We start from the raw sequence: 16,889 nt of genomic DNA, 5'->3' as shown, positions 1-16,889 counted from the left end.
CGCACGCGATGGCCGACACAGGACCATCAGGACACCCTCGCGGCCGCCGATGGCGCGGCCTCATTGCGGGGGCTGGCCACCACGTCGAGCCGATAGGACGTGAACTGCCGGTTCAGCGCCGGCAGCGGCGCGACTTCCATCAACCCGCTCGCCGGCTCCATCAGGATCATCGCGACGGTGGCGCTGAGATTGTTGCCGAGATTGCGGCGCGGCGGCCGGCACACCGACCACGGATAGGCGAAATCGTCGAACAGCGCCGACTTCACGGTCTCGAAGCTGATGGCGCCGAGATGCGGCTGCAACAAATCGCGGACCCGGATGTCGCGATAGAGGCTGTCGGGCGTGCTGGCGATGCCGGTGTCCTTGAGCTTGCCGAGCGCAACCGGGCTGACGAAATGATTGGCATGCACCAAGAGCCCGCGATCGGGATGCACCTGAAAGGTCTCGTCCGGCGCGCATTCGAAGTCGATCGCGACACCGTCGCGATGGCTGACGATCATGTTGTTGGCGGCGGATTTCTTCGTGCAGTAGACCGTGCGCATCGACAGCGCGACATGGTCGCTCTCCAGCACCTTGCGTCGGATCAGCGCCAGCGGCGCGCCGATCTGACGATAGTCGCGATCGCACTGCAGATAGTTCGCGGTGATAGCGATGCCGGCCGCGTTGAAGCCGCAGCGGCCGAGCGCGCCGGCCTCGGTGAAGGTCATGAGATCGGGACCATCGTCGCGGCGTACCTTCAGCACGACGGCGGTCTCGGCGCATTCCCGCTTCCAGTCCCAGTTCTGGGCGTGGATCAGCCGACCCGACGCGGTTGCCTGCGGCAGCACGACGACGCCTGTGCAGCCGTCGGGCTCGTCGGGTGTCTTCAGCCGCGCCCGGACCGACGGTTCGGCGAGCTTGAGGATCTCGGTGCGGGCGTTGAGCAGCACGATGTCCTCGAACGGAACGCCGGCGCCCTCGGCAATGCCGTGCATCTCCTCGATATAGGTCGGCTCGAACGCCTCGATGACCGGAAGATAGTCGCGCACCAGCTCGGCGACGCCGGCGGCATCGAGCGAGAGCTCCTTGAGCTGCGAGAAGTAGTGCGAGGTGCCCTTGCGGATGCGATCGGCCGCCTGGCGGCCATACTGCTTGCCGCGCTCGTGCGGCGCGCCGGAAATCTCGATCAGGGGAAATGGTTCGACCATCGTTTGCGTCAACTTCCTTTTGCGTTTCCGCAAAGGCTAATGTATTTTGTAAGTACATGAAACAAAAATCTGCGCCCATTGCAAAGGCAGCCCCGAGCCGCCTGCAACGCGAACTGTCCGCGGGCATCCTGGAACTGATCCGGGCGGAAAAACTCGCGCCCGGCACGCGACTTGCGGAGGTGGCGCTGGCGGAACGCCTGCAGGTTTCGCGCACGCCGGTGCGCGCGGCGCTGAAAATATTGGCAGGCCGCCGCCTCATACGGGTCGGCGCAAGCCGCGGCTATTTCGTCACGGACACGGCCCCGCCGGCGCCGAAGACGGCTAGCAAGCCGACGCCTGCGGACACCGACCGGCTGTTCGTGGCGATCGCGCGCGACCGGCGCAGCGGTCGCCTTCCGGTCGACGTCTCCGAGCGCGACCTGATGCAGCGCTACGGCGCGTCACGTCCGGTGGTGCAGCGCGTGCTGGCCAAGCTTGCGGAGGTCGCGGCGGTGCAACGCAAGCCCGGGCACGGCTGGCGATTTCAGCCGATCATCGCCGACGCCAGGGCGCGCGAAGAAAGCTACCGCTACCGGATCCTGATCGAGCCGGCCGCCCTGCTGGAGCCGGGCTTTCGGCTCGACCCGAGTTGGGCCGCCGAGATGCGCCGCCGTCATCAGGACGCGACGAGGCAAACCTGGAGCGAGACGGCGAGCATCGCCTTCTTCGAGATGAACGCGGCCTTCCACGAGGGACTGGCGGCCGCCTCCGGCAACCGCTTCCTGCTGGTTGCCGTGCAGCAGCAGAACCGGCTGCGCAGCTTTGCGAACTACGACTGGACCTTCGGCTACGAGCGCGTGCTGGTGAACTGCCGCGAGCATCTTGCGATCCTCGACCGGCTCGAGGCCGGCGAGCGCGAGGCCGCGGCGGCGCTGATGCGCAAGCATCTCGAAGGCGCCTCAAAGGTCAAGCGCGTCACCGACGATCCGGCCAACGGCCGCACCAACGCCCGCAAGTAACAGGAGGCCTCCATGCATTCACCGCACGCCGCGGCAACCAACACGCCCCTCACCCGCGAGGCGATGGAGCCGTTCTGGATGCCGATGACGCCCAATCGGCAGTTCAAGTCCAACCCGCGGCTGTTCACCGGCGCCGAGGGCATGCACTACATCACCCAGGACGGTCGGCGTATTCTCGACGGCATGGCGGGGCTCTGGTGCGTCAACGCCGGGCACGGCCAGAAGCGGATCGTCGAGGCGATCCAGGCGCAAGCCGCGAAACTCGATTTCGTCTCCTCGTTCCAGATGAGCCACCCGGCCGCGTTCGAGCTCGCCGGACGCATCACCGAAATCACGCCTGACGGTCTCGACCATGTGTTCTTCACCAATTCCGGCTCGGAGTCGGTCGACACCGCGCTCAAGATCGCGCGCGGCTATCACCGCGCCCGCGGCGAAGCCAGCCGCATCCGCTTCATCTCGCGCGCCAAGGCCTATCACGGCATGGGCTGGGGCGGCTTGTCGGTGAGCGGCCTGTACCGTCACCGCCGCGATTTCGGCCCGCTGCTGCCCGAGATCGACCATCTGGCGCTGCCCCACGATCCCGAGCACACCGCATTCTCGCGCGGGCAGCCGGCATGGGGCGCGCATTTCGCCGATGAGCTGGACAAGCTGTTGCTGATCCACGACCCCTCGACCGTCGCGGCCGTGATCGTTGAGCCGGTGACCGGCTCGGGCGGCGTCTACCCGCCTCCGTCAGGCTATCTCGAGCGGCTGCGCAAGATCTGCGATCAGCACGGCATTCTGCTGATCTTCGACGAGGTGATCACCGGCTTCGGACGGCTCGGCGCGCCGTTCGCGGCCAATGCGCTCGGCGTGACACCAGACCTCATTACCTGCGCCAAGGGCATGACCAATGCCGCCGTCCCAATGGGTGGCGTCATCGTCAGCGACAAGGTCTACTCCGCGCTGATGAACGGCCCGGAAAACACCGTCGAGCTGTTCCACGGCTATACCTACTCGGCGCATCCGCTCGCCTGCGCGGCCGGCCTCGCCGCGCTCGATGTCTATCAGGATCTCGGCCTGTTCGAGCGCGCCCGGCGCATGGCGCCGATCTGGGAGGCGGCGGCGCATGCGTTGAGGGACGCACCGCATGTCATCGATATCAGGAACATCGGCCTTCTGGCCGCGATCGACGTGAAGCCGCGCGACGGCGCTGCCGGGGTACGCGGTCCCGAATGCGCCCGGCGATGCTACGACGATGACGGCATCCTGATCCGCGCCGCCGCCGATACATTGATGATCTCACCGCCGCTGATCATCACCGAGGACCAGATCGAGGCGATCTTCGCGGCGATCCGCCGCGCGCTAAACGCGATCGAGTGAAGGTGGCCGCGGACGTTTGACTTCAATGCCGCAACAAATCCGGTGTCGTCCCTGCGAAAGCAGGGACCCATAACCACGAACGTTGATTGGCTTGCCGCGCTGGAATGACGAATCCCATCCACAACACCCGCTGCGGCGTATGGGTCCCCGCTTTCGCAGGGACGACCGCTTCTTCGCGGAGACGCCGCACTTGATTTACACCCCGCCCCTCGCCCGCAGGCGGCTGTGGCGTCGGCCATAGGCCGCATAGATCACGAGATCGATTACGAGCCACACCGCGAGCCTGATCCAGGTGTCGAGCGGCAGGCCGCACATCAGGAACAGCGAGGTCCCCGCGGCGGCGGGCGCCACCAGCCATATCGCCGGCGCCTTGAACGGGCGCGGCAAGTCCGGATCGCGTAGACGCAGCGCTAGCGTTCCGATCGAGACCACGGTGAACGCGAACAGCGTGCCGATCGAGACGAGCTCTCCGACCAGCCCGATCGGCAGCAGCCCGCCGAGAATTGCAGCGACGCTGCCGGCGAAGATGGTCGAGACATAGGGCGTCTGGAAGCGCGGATGGATCTTAGCCGCGATGCCCGGCAGCAGCCCGTCATGCGCCATGGCGCGGAAGATCCGCGGCTGCGCCAGCAGCATGATGAGGATCACCGACGTCAGCCCGAACAGGATGCCGAGCTTGATGAAGGGACCGAGCCAGCCGATGCCAACGGCATCGATGCCGACCGCGATCGGATCGGGCACGCTGAGCTTGTCGTACGGCACGATGCCGGTCAGCACGAAGCCGACCGCGACATAGAGCGCGGCGCAGATGACGAGTGAGCCGAGAATCCCGATCGGCATGTCGCGCTCCGGCGTCTTCGCCTCCTGCGCCGCGGTCGAGATCGCGTCGAAGCCGATATAGGCAAAGAAAACCACCGCCGCGCCGCGGACCACGCCGGACCAGCCGAATACGCCGGGACCGGCATTCGGCGGGATCAGCGCGCCCTCCGGATTGCTCGCCGTCACCCAGTTCGCCAGCGATACCGAGGAAGCTGCGGTGGCGAGAAACAAGGCAATGACGACGAGCTTCACCACGACGACGAACCCTGTGAAGCGCGCGGACTCGCGAATGCCGACCACGAGTAGCGCGGTGACGAACGCGATGATCGCCATCGCCGGGATGTTGATGACCGCGCCGGTCGACGACCACGCACCGGTGTTGGCATCGTAGGCGAGCGGCGCCGAGGTGAATTGCTGCGGCAGGTTGATGCCGAAATCGCGCATCAAGCTGACGAAATAGCCGGACCATCCGACCGAGACCGCGATCGCGCCGACCGCATATTCGAGGATCAGGTCCCAGCCGATGATCCAGGCGATCAGCTCGCCGAGCGTGGCATAGGCATAAGTGTAGGCGCTGCCGCAGATCGGCACGGTCGACGCCATCTCGGCGTAGCACAGGCCGGCGAAAGCACAGGCGACGGCGCCAAGCATGAAGGAGAGCGTCACGGCGGGACCGGCATTGGCGGCGGCCGCATGGCCCGTCAGCACGAAGATGCCGGCGCCGATGATGCCGCCGATGCCGAGCGTGACCAGTTGCAACGCCGAAAGCGAGCGCTTGAAAATCGGCGTCTCCGCGTCGCCGTCGGCGCGCGCCGCTTCCCGCAGCAGTTCCGCGGTCGGCTTTCGGTCCCAGAAACCGGCCAGGGTGTCAGTCACGCCAGCTGCCCTCCGCCGCTCGGGCCCGGCGGGACCCGACACGATCATCGGACTATAACGCGTCCGACGTCCAGGCGTTCGGGCGCCGGGTGATGGCTGGCGTGCTTATCCACCGCGATGCGGGATGCGCGGCGCCTATTGGCAGGGATGGCGGCGGCCGTCGCGGCCAAGGAAGGTCCCGGACGCCGGATCGAACGAACGGTAGCGTGCGCAGGACGTGGACGGTGCGGATGGCGGTGCCGCCGGTATGGCGCCATAGGCATTCGCCGGATTGCCGCCACGCTGCTGCGCCTGCTGGGCCTCTCCCCACGGCGTTAGGGCGCCGCCGTTGATCGCGCTGCGACCGGGGTTTTCAGACTCGAGCAACGCCGGCTCGGAAATCTGGGCAACGACAGGCGAGAACGACATCCCTGCGAGCAATATGGCGGCTGCAACCGCCCTCAATCCGGACATGCGACCACTCCTATCGATCAATGAAACATGTCAAAGGCCGGCCGAGCCGCCCCAAGACCATATGGTGGCGACGCCTCTCCGGGCACAGGAGCCCCGGCCTCACGATGCCGCGAGCCAACAGGCCGTGGCTCGCCGCTCAGCGATTATGCACGTCGGGCCGCGGGTCGGAGACGAATCCGTCGCGGTTCGGCATCTTGACGGCGGCGAGCGATTTCGCATCGAGCACCGCATTGGCCGGAACGATGCCGTTCAGGCTGAGGATATAGGCGGACACCGCGTAGACGTCCTCATTGCTCAGCGACTGCGGCGCGTTCTGCGGCATCGCGCGGCGGATGTAGTCGAACAAGGTCGGGGCGTAGGGCCAGTAGCTACCGACGGTGCGGATCGGCTTTGGGCTCGCCAGCGTGCCCTGCCCGCCGACCAGACGATCGCCGACCGCGCCCTGCCCGCTGTCGCCATGGCACACTGCGCATTGCTCGCTGAACACGATGCGGCCGCGTTCGACGTTGCCGCTGCCCGGCGGCAACCCCGCGCCGCCACGGCCGATATCGATGTTCCAGCCGGCGATCTCCGCCGGCGTCGCCACGCGGCCGATGCCGTAGCGCTCCTCGGCATGAACAGCTGCGCCGAGCATCGCGATCGCGCCGGCCAGCAGCGCCGCCTTGAGGTTACGCCTGGCCATTGGTCACCTCGCCATTCGCATCGATACGCCAGGGCCAGATCGCGTTGTTGTGGTAGAACGAGTTGAGACCGCGCACCGCCACCAATTCCGCCAGCGTCGGCTGCACGTAGCCGGTCTCATCGATGGCGCGGCTCTGGATCACGGCGGGGGTGCCGTCCCAGTGCCAAGGCAAACGGAAGCGCGTGAGCGCACGCGTCAGCACCGGCTCCTGCAGCTCCGCCTGCTGCCAGCTCTTGCCCTCGTCGAGCGAGATCTCGACGCTCTTGATCTTGCCGTGGCCACTCCAGGCTATCCCGGTGATCTCGTGAAAGCCGTGCGTGGTCAGCTTCTGACCGCCGGACGGCCGTGTGATGATCGACTTGGCCTCCATATAGAAGGTGAACTCGCGCGACGTTCCGTCCGGCATCGGGTCGGTGTATTTCGAGGTCTCTTCGCGCGAATAGGCCGGCTCGGCGACCACCTTGAGCCGGCGCAGCCATTTCACGTTCATGTTGCCCTCAAAGCCCGGCAGCAACAGGCGCAGCGGATAACCCTGCTGCGGACGCAGCCGCTCGCCGTTCTGGCTGTAGACCAGCATGGCGTCGTCGAGGCATTTCTCGATCGGGATCGAGCGGGTCAACGCGGCGGCATCGGCGCCTTCGGCGACGATCCATTTGGCCCCCGCCTGCAGGCCGACTTCGTCGAGCACCGTCTTCAGCGGCACGCCGGTCCATTCCGCACAGCTCAGCAGGCCGACAAGGTCGGAGGCCGTCTTGCCGTAGGGCTTGGTGTAGACCGGATTGCCGGAGCACTCGAGGAAGTGAATGCGCGACTGCGATGGAAAGCGGCGGATGTCCTCCATCGTGAACACCAGCGGGCGATCGACCATGCCGTGCAACATCAGCCGGTGCTCGGCCGGATCGATGGTCGGCACGCCGCCATGGTGGCGTTCGTAGAACAGACCGTTCGGCGTGATGATGCCGTCGAGCTCCTGCAACGGCGTGCGGCCCGACGCGGAGATGTATTGCGGCAGCGTCTTCGAGATGTTCTTGACGACGCCCTTCTCGTGAACCGACGGCGTGCCGTAGGGCTGGCTTCCCATCGGGTCGCCGGGCGCTTTCATCCATTCCGGCACGCTGGGCGGAAGATTATTCCCCTGTTCAGCAAGCGCGGTAGAACCGGCAACTCCCGCGATCGCGGAGCCACCGGCCAATGCTGCGCCCGCTTGAAGGAATCGCCTGCGAGACGCCTCTCGCACGCGCTTGTCCGTCGTGTGTTCGCTCATCGACGTTTTCCTCTGACGTTACGAGGTGCAGCCTAACACCAAACGGCCGAGGCGAGGCAATGCTGCTGCGCGCAGTGCAGCATTCCGCAATGATACCGAACGCGTGGATTGCACGACGGCGCAAGTGAGCGCGCGCTCTATTCTTTCACCGGCGGCGTGCCATGGGTGTGGAACGACTCGATCGTCTTCAACCCCCAGGCCTGGCCCTTCTTGCGCTCCTCCTCGGTCCACACGATCGGCTTCCAGTCCGGCGCGAGGATCAGCCGTGCGCCGGCATTGGCGACCTCGACGCGGTTTCCGCCGGGTTCATAGACATAGAGGAAGAAGGTCTGCTGGATCGCGTGCTTGTGCGGCCCCGGTCTCGATGTGCACGCCGTGCTCGAGGAAGATATCCGCCGCGCGCAGGATCTCCTCGCGGCTATCCAGCGCGTAGGTCACGTGATGGAAACGTCCCATCTTGCCGTAGTGGTCGCGGGTATAGGCGAAGTCGTAGCTCTTGTTCGACATCGTCATCCACATCGCGGCTTCCGTGCCGTCGTTGAGCACGATCTGCTCGGTGGTGCGGCATCCCAGGTAGTTCTCGAAGAACAGGCGATTGGCCTTGATGTCGACCGCGAGGCAGTTGAGATGGTCGAGCCGGCGGACATTGACGCCGCGCGCCGGAAAACGTTGCGCCTGGTTCTTCAACGCCGGCTTCAGCTCGGCCGGCGCCTCGTACCATTCGGTCTCGTAATAGAGCTCGATGACGTGGCCGTCGGGATCGCGGCAGCGGAATGCCGGTCCCTGCCCCATGTCGGCTTCAATCCAGCCGATGTCGAAGCCCGAGCCTTTCAGCGCGGCGACGCGGCGCTCGAGCGCCTGCTGGCTGCGCGCCCGCAGCGCCATGTGCTCCATGCCTGAAGTCTTCGACGCGGTCAGCTTCAGCGAATAACGCTCGTAATCGTCCCAGCCGCGCAGATAGACCGACTCGCCCTTCCGGCCGCTGACCGTCATGCCCATGACATCGACGAAGAACTTCAGGCTCTCGTCCGGCTTCGGCGTCAGCAGCTCCATGTGCCCGAGATGAGCGAGATCGAAGATCGGTTCCGGCTGCATGGACGGTCTCCCTCCGTGACGACGCCGGACCGGCCTCTTTCAGCTCGGGCGGTAAACGGCGGACGGATTTGTACTAGTGTACAAAGGATTAGGTCCCGTCAACAAAATGTTGACGCCGAAAATTGCGCCCCTCGTTGAAGCGAGCGCGCGCCTAGCCCTTTGACGCCATCACCGGTGCCGGACCATGCGGCCGGGAAATGGTCGCCGACACGGTCAGCGCAACGGCGAGCGCGCACACCATGCAGAGCTTCATCCGTGCGGTCCGGCGATCGGTCATCGGCAGGAAGAAGAAGAACGCGATCGCCAGAACGAGCAGCGCATTGACGAGAATGTACATGGCGGAGCCCTCTTGTTGCGTATCAACAAGATGGCCGGCGCTCGCGCGGCATTCCGTGGCAGAAATCACATATCGAAAGCGGCCGAGGCCGGCGCTCAGGCCACCGAAACGGCCTTCTCGCGATGCGACGACAAGAGCTCGCGGATTTCGACATTCGGCACCGGCCGGCTGAACAGATAGCCCTGCATCTCGGTGCAGCCGAGGATGCGGAGCATATTGCGCTGCTGCTCGGTCTCGACGCCCTCCGCTGTCGTCGTCATATCGCTCGCGGCGGCAATGTTCACGACGGCCTGGACGATCGTGGACGACGCGCCGGTCCCGGCGAGATCCTTGATGAAGGCGCGATCGATCTTGATCTTGTCGAAGGGGAAGCGCTGCAGATAGCTCAGCGACGAATAGCCGGTGCCGAAATCGTCGAGCGCGATCCGGATGCCGAGCTCGCGAAGCTGATGCAGGATATCGAGCGCGGCCTCGTCGTCGCGAATCAGCACGGCCTCGGTAATCTCGAGCTCGAGCCGCGAGGGCGCGAGCCCCGACGCCGCGAGCGCGGCGGCGACGTTCAGCGCCAGCGTCTGGCTCTTGAACTGAATCGGAGACACGTTGACCGCGACGTTGATGTGATCCGGCCAGTTCACCGCTTCCCGGCACGCGGTGTTGAGCACCCAGTGCCCGAGATCGTTGATCAGACCGGTGTCCTCGGCGACCGGGATGAAATCCGCCGGCGAGATGATGCCACGCTCGGGATGGCGCCAGCGCACCAGCGCTTCGCAGCAGCTGACCCTGCCGTCCTCGAGATGGAGCAACGGCTGATAGTGCAGCTCGAAGCTGCCTTCGGCGATCGCCTGGCGCAATTCCAGTTCCAGGCTGCGCCGGGCCTTGGCGCGCGCGTCCATGCCGGCTTCGAAGAACCGGTAGGTGCGGCGGCCGTCGCTCTTCGCGCCATAGAGCGCGAGGTCGGCGTTGCGCAGCAATTGATCCAGGTCGAGGCCGTCGTCGGGCGCGACCGCGATGCCGATGCTGGCGTCGGTCGTGATCAGGTGCCCGCTGCATTCGATCGGCTGGCGGATGGTCTGATAGATCGCGGCCAGCAGCTGCATGGTCTCAGTCTGATCGCGGACCGCAGTCTGGATCACGGCAAACTCGTCGCCGCCGAGCCGCGCCGCGACGTTGGTCTCCCCGACGCAGGAGCGCAGGCGTTCGGCGATTGCCCTGAGCAGTTCGTCACCGATCTGATGGCCGAGCGCGTCGTTGACGCTCTTGAACTCATCGATGTCGATATACATGACCGCGATCTGCTCGTCGGGCCCGATCGCCGTCAGCGTCTGCTCGAGGCGCTGACGGAACAGCAGGCGGTTGGGCAGATCGGTCAGCGCATCATAATGCGCCATATGCGCGATCTTGTTCTCGGTGCGGGTCCGCTCTGTGACGTCCTCGATGGTCGCCACCCATCCGCCCTCCGGGAGCGGCTTGTTGACGATCTCGATCGCCCGCCCGCCCGGCGCCTCGGTCAGCTGACGCGTCCCCCGGCCAAGCTTCACATTGCGGATAATGGCATCGCAGAATTCGTCGACGTCGCCATCGAACGAGCCGGTCTCTTGCCGGTGCGCGATCAGCCGCTGCATGGTGCAGCCGGGCTTCGCCACATCGGGCGAGAGCCCGAACATCTCGATGTAGGGGTGGTTGCAGATGATGATGCGCGCCGACGCATCGTAGAGCACGAGCCCCTGCGGAATATTGTCCACGGCGGTCATGAGGTTGCGACGTTCGGAGGCGAGCCGCGCGTCGGAGATTTGATGCCGCTTCAGCAACAGGAAGACGATCACGGCCATGATCGCAAAGGCCGCCATCAGCAGGCCTTCGCGCTCGCTCCACTGCGCGGTCACGCTTCCGAACAGGCTGCCGACCAGCAGGCCGGCGCAGAACGCCAGCCCCTTGGTCGAGCCGGCGTCGGCATTTCCTGACGATGAATTGCGGTGTTCGATGCGCACGCTGATCTCTCCCGGGCGCGGCATCGTTACGCAGCACTGATGGAAAGGTCGTTACAACTCGCAGTTAGCAATCGGTTACACGATACCTGGAGACAGCGCGTAACACATCGCGCCGAAAACCCCGTAAACCTACGGAGCTGCCGATGCACTCCTCGGAGATGGTGAATTCCGCCTTAACAGGAAAACCGCCAAACAAGCCCGGCTGTGCCGGAAAGCGACGATTTCGCCGCCGATGCGCGCGACGGAACGCAATCTCGCGGCACGATAGAAACAAATCGTCACCGGGAAGGTGTAGATTTAGCCGATGCGCAACCTCGGCGATTTAACGGTTTTTCCAAACCCGGGCGCGCATATTGGTCCGGACATTTAGATTTTGCCAACGAGCCAGGCTGGAACTGTGACATCCTTTGGACGTGTGATCTCTGTGCGCGGCTCGCAGGCCCGGGTTGGGCTGCTGACTGGCGGCCAGTTGCAGCTTTCAGAAATGCGCGCGACCGTCGGCCGGTTCGTCAGTATCCGCTGCGCGAGCTCGGTCATCGTCGCCATGATCACCGAAGTGTCGTGCGAGAACCTGCCGCCGTCCGACGAATACATGGCGACCGCCTCGGTCGACCTGCTCGGCGAAATCCTCGGCGGCGACCGCCCGAAATTCCAGCGCGGTGTCACCCACTATCCGACCATCGGCGACAGCACCGATCTGATCACGAACCAGGAGCTGCGCACGGTCTATGCGCCGAGCGGCTCGGACCAGATCAATGTCGGCACGCTGCAGCAGGATCGTTCGGTTATCGCCTATGTCGACGTCGAGGAAATGCTGTCCAAGCACTTCGCAGTGCTCGGCTCGACCGGCGTCGGCAAATCCACCGGCGTGTCGCTGCTGCTCAACGAGATCCTGAAGTCGCGGCCGAACCTGCGCATCTTCCTGCTCGACGTGCACAACGAATATGGCCGCTGCTTCGGCGAGCGCGCGCAGGTGCTCAACCCGCGAAACCTGAAGCTGCCGTTCTGGCTGTTCAACTTCGAAGAGATCGTCGACGTGCTGTTCGGCGGCCGGCCTGGCGTGCCCGAAGAGCTCGACATCCTCGCCGAAGTGATTCCGATGGCAAAGGGCATCTACACCCAGTACCAAAACTCCGACCGGGTCGGTCTCGGGCTGAAGCGCGTCGACCCCAAGCAGGTCGGCTACACCGTCGATACGCCGGTACCCTACCGCCTCGTCGACCTGATCTCGCTGATCGACGAGCGCATGGGCAAGCTCGAGAACCGCTCCTCGCGCATCATCTATCACAAGCTGATCTCGCGCATCGACGCGGTGCGCAACGATCCGCGCTACGCTTTCATGTTCGACAACGCCAATGTCGGCGGCGACACCATGGCCGAGGTGATCAGCCATCTGTTCCGCCTGCCCGCCAACGGCAAGCCGATGACCATCATGCAGCTCGCCGGCTTCCCGGCGGAAGTCGTCGATTCCGTGGTGTCGGTGCTGTGCCGCATGGCGTTCGATTTCGGACTGTGGAGCGACGGCGTCTCGCCGATGCTGTTCGTCTGCGAGGAAGCGCACCGCTACGCCTCCGCCGACCGCAACATCGGCTTCGGGCCGACCCGCAAGGCGGTGTCGCGCATCGCCAAGGAAGGCCGCAAATACGGCGTCTATCTCGGCCTGATCACCCAGCGTCCGGCCGAGCTCGACGCGACCATCATCTCCCAGTGCAACACGCTGTTCACGATGCGGCTTGCCAACGACCGCGACCAGGCGCTGCTGCGCTCCGCGGTGTCGGATGCCGCCGCCAACCTGCTGTCGTTCGTGCCTTCGCTCGGCACCCGCGAAGTGCTGGCGTTCGGCGAAGGCGTGGCGCTGCCGACCCGGCTGCGCTTCAAGGAGGTGCCGCCGCACCAGCTGCCGCGCGGCGAAGCCACCATCGCTACGGTGCCGTCGGTCACCGCCGGCCATGACATGCATTTCGTCAGCGCCGTGCTGGAGCGCTGGCGCGGCGCCACCTCGCATCGCGATTCGGCGAGCGGCGATGCCAACTTCAACCCTCCGACGCAGCCGCCGCGCACGATGGCGCCCGCCGAGGCTCCGATGCTGCAGCCGTCACTGGGCCTCGATCCGGACCGCTTCTCTCTCCTGAAGAAGCCGCTGCGCTGACGTCACTATGGCAGGGCGCCGATGCGCCTTGCGCCCAAGCCGTCATCCACTATGGTTTCGCGTGACGCCGCGTCCCCGCGGCACGCCGGAACCATCTCATGACGCAGCCGACCACAAAGCGCTTCCCGACGCCCGCTCTCGACAAGCTCCCCGAGGACATCCGCACCCGCATCCTGGCGGTGCAGGAGAAGTCCGGCTTCGTGCCGAACGTATTCCTCACGCTTGCCTACCGCCCCGACGAATTTCGCGCGTTCTTTGCCTATCACGACGCGCTGATGGAAAAGGACTCCGGCCTCTCCAAGGCCGAGCGCGAGATGATCGTGGTGGCGACCAGCGCCGCCAACCAATGCCAATATTGCGTGATCGCCCATGGCGCGATCCTGCGCATCCGCGCCAAGAACCCTGCGATCGCCGACCAGATCGCGATCAACTACCGCAAGGCCGACATCACGCCGCGGCAGCGCGCGATGCTCGATTTCGCCATGAAGGTCAGCCGCGCGGCCGAGGAGGTCTCGGAGACGGATTTCGCCGCGCTCGCGACCCACGGCTTCAGCGACGACGACGTCTGGGATATCGCCGCGGTCGCGGCCTTCTTCGCGCTCTCGAACCGGCTTGCGAACGTCACCGGGATGCGGCCGAACGACGAGTTCTACATGCTCGGCCGGCAGCCGAAATAGAGGACGCCTTGGTGGACTGGAGCGAGATCATCCTGCGTCTCGGCGCGGCCACCCTTGCCGGCAGCGCGATCGGGCTCGACCGCGACCTGCGCGGCAAGCCGATCGGGCTGAAGACGCTGGGTCTCGTCAGCCTCTCGACGGCCACGGTCGTGCTGCTGGCATTGCAGGCCGTCGAGCCCGGCCATTTCACCGATGCGGTCAGCCGCGTGATCCAGGGCGTGCTGACCGGCATCGGCTTTCTCGGCGCCGGCGTGATCGTTCGCCAGGGCGACCGCTTTCAGGTTCGTGGCCTGACCAGCGCCGCTTGCGCGTTCTTCGCCGCATGCGTCGGCATCGTCTGCGGCGCCGGACATTGGCCCATCGTCATCACCGCGCTCGTGCTGGCATTCCTGCTGCTGACCTTCGGCAAGCGGACCGAGCGGTGGCTGCACCACGCGCTCGGCGGCAAGGAGGACCAGCACAGACCGGAGGCCGCGCCCGGTCAGTCGTCGGATGCCGGCCCGCACCATCCGGGCAAATAGACCGCCTCCTTGCCGCGGCCGAGCGCCAAGCCCTTCTCCAGCGCCTTGTCGAAATTGTTCTCCACCGTCTTGCGCGGGATGTGGCGGCGCAGGAAATCGGCCCACAGGAATTCGCTGAATGGCGTCGTGTCCTTTGCGAAACCGCCGGCCCGGCGCATTTCGCCGGCGAGGCTGCGGAACGGATCGTCCTTGAGATCCTTGATCGACTTCGGAATGTCCCTGAAGTGCCGGCGCTCACCCTTGGAATCGTAGGGATAGACCCAGCGCTTGTTGTCCATCACGCCCCAGAACACGTCACGCTCGACCATCGTGAGATCGCCGATCACCGTGACCAGGATGTCCTTGACGCCCTCCTCGTGCAGCGCACGCGCCATGTGATGGTGATCGACCACGTAGTAGCGATCGTCCGGACCATGGACGACCGGGATCATGTGCTTGCCCAGCAGTTCGGCGCGCTTCTTGCTCGAGCTGTGCTCGCGCCAGCGCTTCCGCTTCTCCTTCACCTCGTGCATGCCGACCGTCATCTGGGTCGGCCGCAGCGACAGGATCGGGACCGGTTTGACGTAAGGCTCGCGCGTATGGGCCATGGTTTGTACTCCCGTTTGACCGGCACTCCGGAATGGGTTCCATTATGACATGATGACGCAGGCAGGCGGAAGAGCCGGTTCGGCCGAATGGCATTGAGAGCAAGCGAACGCGCGAAGGCCCGCACGATCCGCCTCGGCAACCGCGAGGTCGTGACCGAGGGGTTGGAGCTCAGTTTCTGGGCAGACATCAGCCATCGCTGCATGACGGCATCCTGGCCCGCCTTTATTGGCGGTGCAGCATTGGTGTTCATCAGCTTCAACGCCGTCTTCGCGCTATTGTATTGGCTCGGCGATCATCCGATCGCCAACGTGCCTGACGGCCAATACGTCGACTACCTCTATTTCAGCATCGAGACACTTTCGACCGCTGGCTATGGCGACATGCACCCGCAGACGCATTACGGGCACTTCATCGCCACCATCGAACTCTTCACCGGCATCTTCTCGATGTCGCTGATGACCGGACTGATCTTTGCCCGCTTCTCGCGGCCGAGCGCGCGTCTGCTGTTCGCCGACCATCCCGTGATCTCGGACCATGAGGGCCAGCTCACGTTGATGATCCGCCTGGCCAACGAGCGGCACAACATTATCGCCAATGCCACCGCGCGGCTGTGGCTGTTCAAGAACGGCGTCAGCAAGGAAGGCATGCCATACCGCCGGTTCTACGAACTGCCGCTCCTGCGCAGCGAGAGCCCGGCGCTGGCGCTGAGCTGGACCCTGTTTCATGTGATCGACCAGGACAGCCCGCTCTACGGCCTCGACGCCGCGGAGCTTAAAGCCGTCAATGCCGGGATCGGCCTCTTCGTGTCGGGCCTTGACGACATTGCAGCGCAAACTGTGCATGCGCGAAAATCGTACGAACATTCCGACATCCGCTTCGGTCATCGCTATGCCGAGATCCTGCAGGCGACCGACGACGGACGTCTGCGGATCGACTACAGTCGGTTCCACGAGACCCTCGAAGGATAAATACCACCTCTGCGCGTATCAAGATTTTAGGTGTGAAGCGCAACGAACATGCTAAACATGAGTGGCGACGCGACCGGACTGAAAACAGTGAAGACGCAGCGGCCAATTTCCTCGGATGACGAGCACGTGGTGCTGAAATTCCGGCCGCGTACCTCGGCGCAGCCGCCCGGCAAGCGCGAGGACCCGGTCCAATCGACCCGCCCGACTTCCGTCGTTCCTGTTTCCGTTGCCAACGACCTCTCCCGCTATGAGAAGCCGCGCGAGGAGCCCGACGATTTCCGCCAGCGCATGCTCGCCAACATCGCCGCCTTCGCCTTCACCGTGGCGCTGACCGCGATCGGTATCTGGCTCGCCATGAGCATCGCGGATTTGCGCAAGACCCAGGATTGCGTGCTGATGGGACGCCGGGATTGCGCGAAGATTACGGTGATGCCACGCACCTAGTCAGGCTGGAACCGTACCTAAAAACCGTCCTTGCCAGCCCGGCCAAGCTCCATTGAACTAACGGCCCTGCTCCGATATACGGGCACACGACTCCGGCAGCAGCAATCAGGCAATCCGGGGCACCGCGCCCGCCTCCTCCGAGCCGACCCGGATTTACCTTCAATATATCAAAGGCTTAATGATGTCCTCCACATTCGAGCAGATCGCCAACATTATCGCGGAGACCTGCGACATCCCGCGCGATACGATCAAGCCGGAGAGCCACGCGATCGACGATCTGGGGATCGACAGCCTCGACTTCCTCGACATCGCCTTTGCCATCGACAAGGCCTTCGGGATCAAGATGCCGCTCGAGAAGTGGACCCAGGAGGTCAACGACGGCAAGGCCACGACGGAGCAGTACTTCGTGTTGCAGAATCTCGCCGACCGCATCGACGAGCTGGTTGCAGCCAAGAACGCGGGCACGGGCTCAGCCTCGTAA

At 64.9% G+C, this 16,889-nt stretch carries 15 protein-coding genes and 2 pseudogenes; 8 read left to right on the top strand and 9 right to left on the bottom strand.

The window, feature by feature from the left end; genetic code table 11:
* Window positions 1–26: 26 nt before the first annotated feature.
* Window positions 27–1,187: a C45 family autoproteolytic acyltransferase/hydolase gene (locus tag ACVIGA_RS38360; protein WP_456670115.1), complete on the bottom strand. Its 1,161-nt coding sequence runs from the start codon at window positions 1,185–1,187 to the stop codon at window positions 27–29.
* A gap of 56 nt (window positions 1,188–1,243) precedes the next feature.
* Between ACVIGA_RS38360 and ACVIGA_RS38355 the strand changes: the two genes are divergently transcribed.
* Window positions 1,244–2,185, top strand: a complete 942-nt coding sequence (locus ACVIGA_RS38355; protein WP_456670114.1) for an FCD domain-containing protein — start codon at window positions 1,244–1,246, stop codon at window positions 2,183–2,185.
* A 12-nt stretch (window positions 2,186–2,197) separates the two neighbouring features.
* Entirely contained in the window at window positions 2,198–3,547 is a 1,350-nt protein-coding gene (locus tag ACVIGA_RS38350) for an aminotransferase class III-fold pyridoxal phosphate-dependent enzyme (RefSeq protein ID WP_456670113.1), read from the top strand.
* 195 nt (window positions 3,548–3,742) lie between these two features.
* Here ACVIGA_RS38350 and ACVIGA_RS38345 read toward each other — a convergent pair whose 3' ends face one another.
* The 7 genes and pseudogenes from ACVIGA_RS38345 to ACVIGA_RS38315 all read right to left on the bottom strand — a co-directional run.
* On the bottom strand, window positions 3,743–5,230 hold the full coding sequence (locus tag ACVIGA_RS38345) for an amino acid permease (protein ID WP_456670977.1): 1,488 nt from the start codon (window positions 5,228–5,230) through the stop codon (window positions 3,743–3,745).
* A gap of 147 nt (window positions 5,231–5,377) precedes the next feature.
* Complete coding sequence (locus tag ACVIGA_RS38340) at window positions 5,378–5,695, bottom strand: BA14K family protein (protein WP_456670112.1); 318 nt, start codon at window positions 5,693–5,695, stop codon at window positions 5,378–5,380.
* A gap of 136 nt (window positions 5,696–5,831) precedes the next feature.
* Window positions 5,832–6,329 (bottom strand): c-type cytochrome, encoded by a 498-nt coding sequence (locus ACVIGA_RS38335; RefSeq protein WP_456670976.1) that lies wholly within the window; start codon window positions 6,327–6,329, stop codon window positions 5,832–5,834.
* Between the two features lie 34 nt (window positions 6,330–6,363).
* Entirely contained in the window at window positions 6,364–7,641 is a 1,278-nt protein-coding gene (soxC, locus tag ACVIGA_RS38330) for a sulfite dehydrogenase (protein WP_456670111.1), read from the bottom strand.
* Window positions 7,642–7,778: 137 nt separating this feature from the next.
* Window positions 7,779–8,736 (bottom strand): annotated as a pseudogene (locus tag ACVIGA_RS38325) (catechol 2,3-dioxygenase).
* 151 nt (window positions 8,737–8,887) lie between these two features.
* Window positions 8,888–9,073, bottom strand: coding sequence for a hypothetical protein (locus ACVIGA_RS38320; RefSeq protein WP_456670110.1), 186 nt, complete (start codon window positions 9,071–9,073; stop codon window positions 8,888–8,890).
* Between the two features lie 95 nt (window positions 9,074–9,168).
* A pseudogene (locus ACVIGA_RS38315) lies at window positions 9,169–10,944 on the bottom strand (putative bifunctional diguanylate cyclase/phosphodiesterase); the annotation flags it as partial.
* A gap of 514 nt (window positions 10,945–11,458) precedes the next feature.
* Here ACVIGA_RS38315 and ACVIGA_RS38310 point away from each other — a divergent pair.
* The 3 genes from ACVIGA_RS38310 (at window position 11,459) to ACVIGA_RS38300 (ending at window position 14,408) form a co-directional block, all read left to right on the top strand.
* On the top strand, window positions 11,459–13,210 hold the full coding sequence (locus tag ACVIGA_RS38310; RefSeq protein WP_375780452.1) for an ATP-binding protein: 1,752 nt from the start codon (window positions 11,459–11,461) through the stop codon (window positions 13,208–13,210).
* Between the two features lie 98 nt (window positions 13,211–13,308).
* Entirely contained in the window at window positions 13,309–13,887 is a 579-nt protein-coding gene (locus tag ACVIGA_RS38305; protein ID WP_375780451.1) for a peroxidase-related enzyme, read from the top strand.
* A gap of 8 nt (window positions 13,888–13,895) precedes the next feature.
* Window positions 13,896–14,408: an MgtC/SapB family protein gene (locus tag ACVIGA_RS38300; RefSeq protein WP_456670109.1), complete on the top strand. Its 513-nt coding sequence runs from the start codon at window positions 13,896–13,898 to the stop codon at window positions 14,406–14,408.
* Here ACVIGA_RS38300 and ACVIGA_RS38295 read toward each other — a convergent pair.
* The gene (locus ACVIGA_RS38295) at window positions 14,369–14,995 is read right to left on the bottom strand and encodes a ParB-like protein (RefSeq protein ID WP_456670108.1); all 627 of its coding nucleotides are present in this window, start codon (window positions 14,993–14,995) and stop codon (window positions 14,369–14,371) included. The genes ACVIGA_RS38300 and ACVIGA_RS38295 overlap by 40 nt on opposite strands.
* 87 nt (window positions 14,996–15,082) lie before the next feature.
* Between ACVIGA_RS38295 and ACVIGA_RS38290 the strand changes: the two genes are divergently transcribed.
* The 3 genes from ACVIGA_RS38290 to ACVIGA_RS38280 all read left to right on the top strand — a co-directional run bounded on the left by ACVIGA_RS38290 (window position 15,083) and on the right by ACVIGA_RS38280 (window position 16,889).
* The gene (locus tag ACVIGA_RS38290; protein ID WP_456670107.1) at window positions 15,083–15,964 is read left to right on the top strand and encodes an ion channel; all 882 of its coding nucleotides are present in this window, start codon (window positions 15,083–15,085) and stop codon (window positions 15,962–15,964) included.
* An 87-nt stretch (window positions 15,965–16,051) separates the two neighbouring features.
* Window positions 16,052–16,408: a hypothetical protein gene (locus ACVIGA_RS38285; protein WP_456670975.1), complete on the top strand. Its 357-nt coding sequence runs from the start codon at window positions 16,052–16,054 to the stop codon at window positions 16,406–16,408.
* Window positions 16,409–16,589: 181 nt separating this feature from the next.
* Window positions 16,590–16,889 carry an acyl carrier protein gene (locus tag ACVIGA_RS38280; protein ID WP_021081038.1) on the top strand — a complete coding sequence of 100 codons (300 nt, stop codon included), beginning with the start codon at window positions 16,590–16,592 and terminating at the stop codon, window positions 16,887–16,889.

The sequence above is a fragment of the Bradyrhizobium sp. USDA 3240 genome (genome assembly GCF_054063295.1).
Note: the sequence above shows the minus strand (reverse complement) of the source record. Positions and strands in the feature narration are given on the sequence as shown.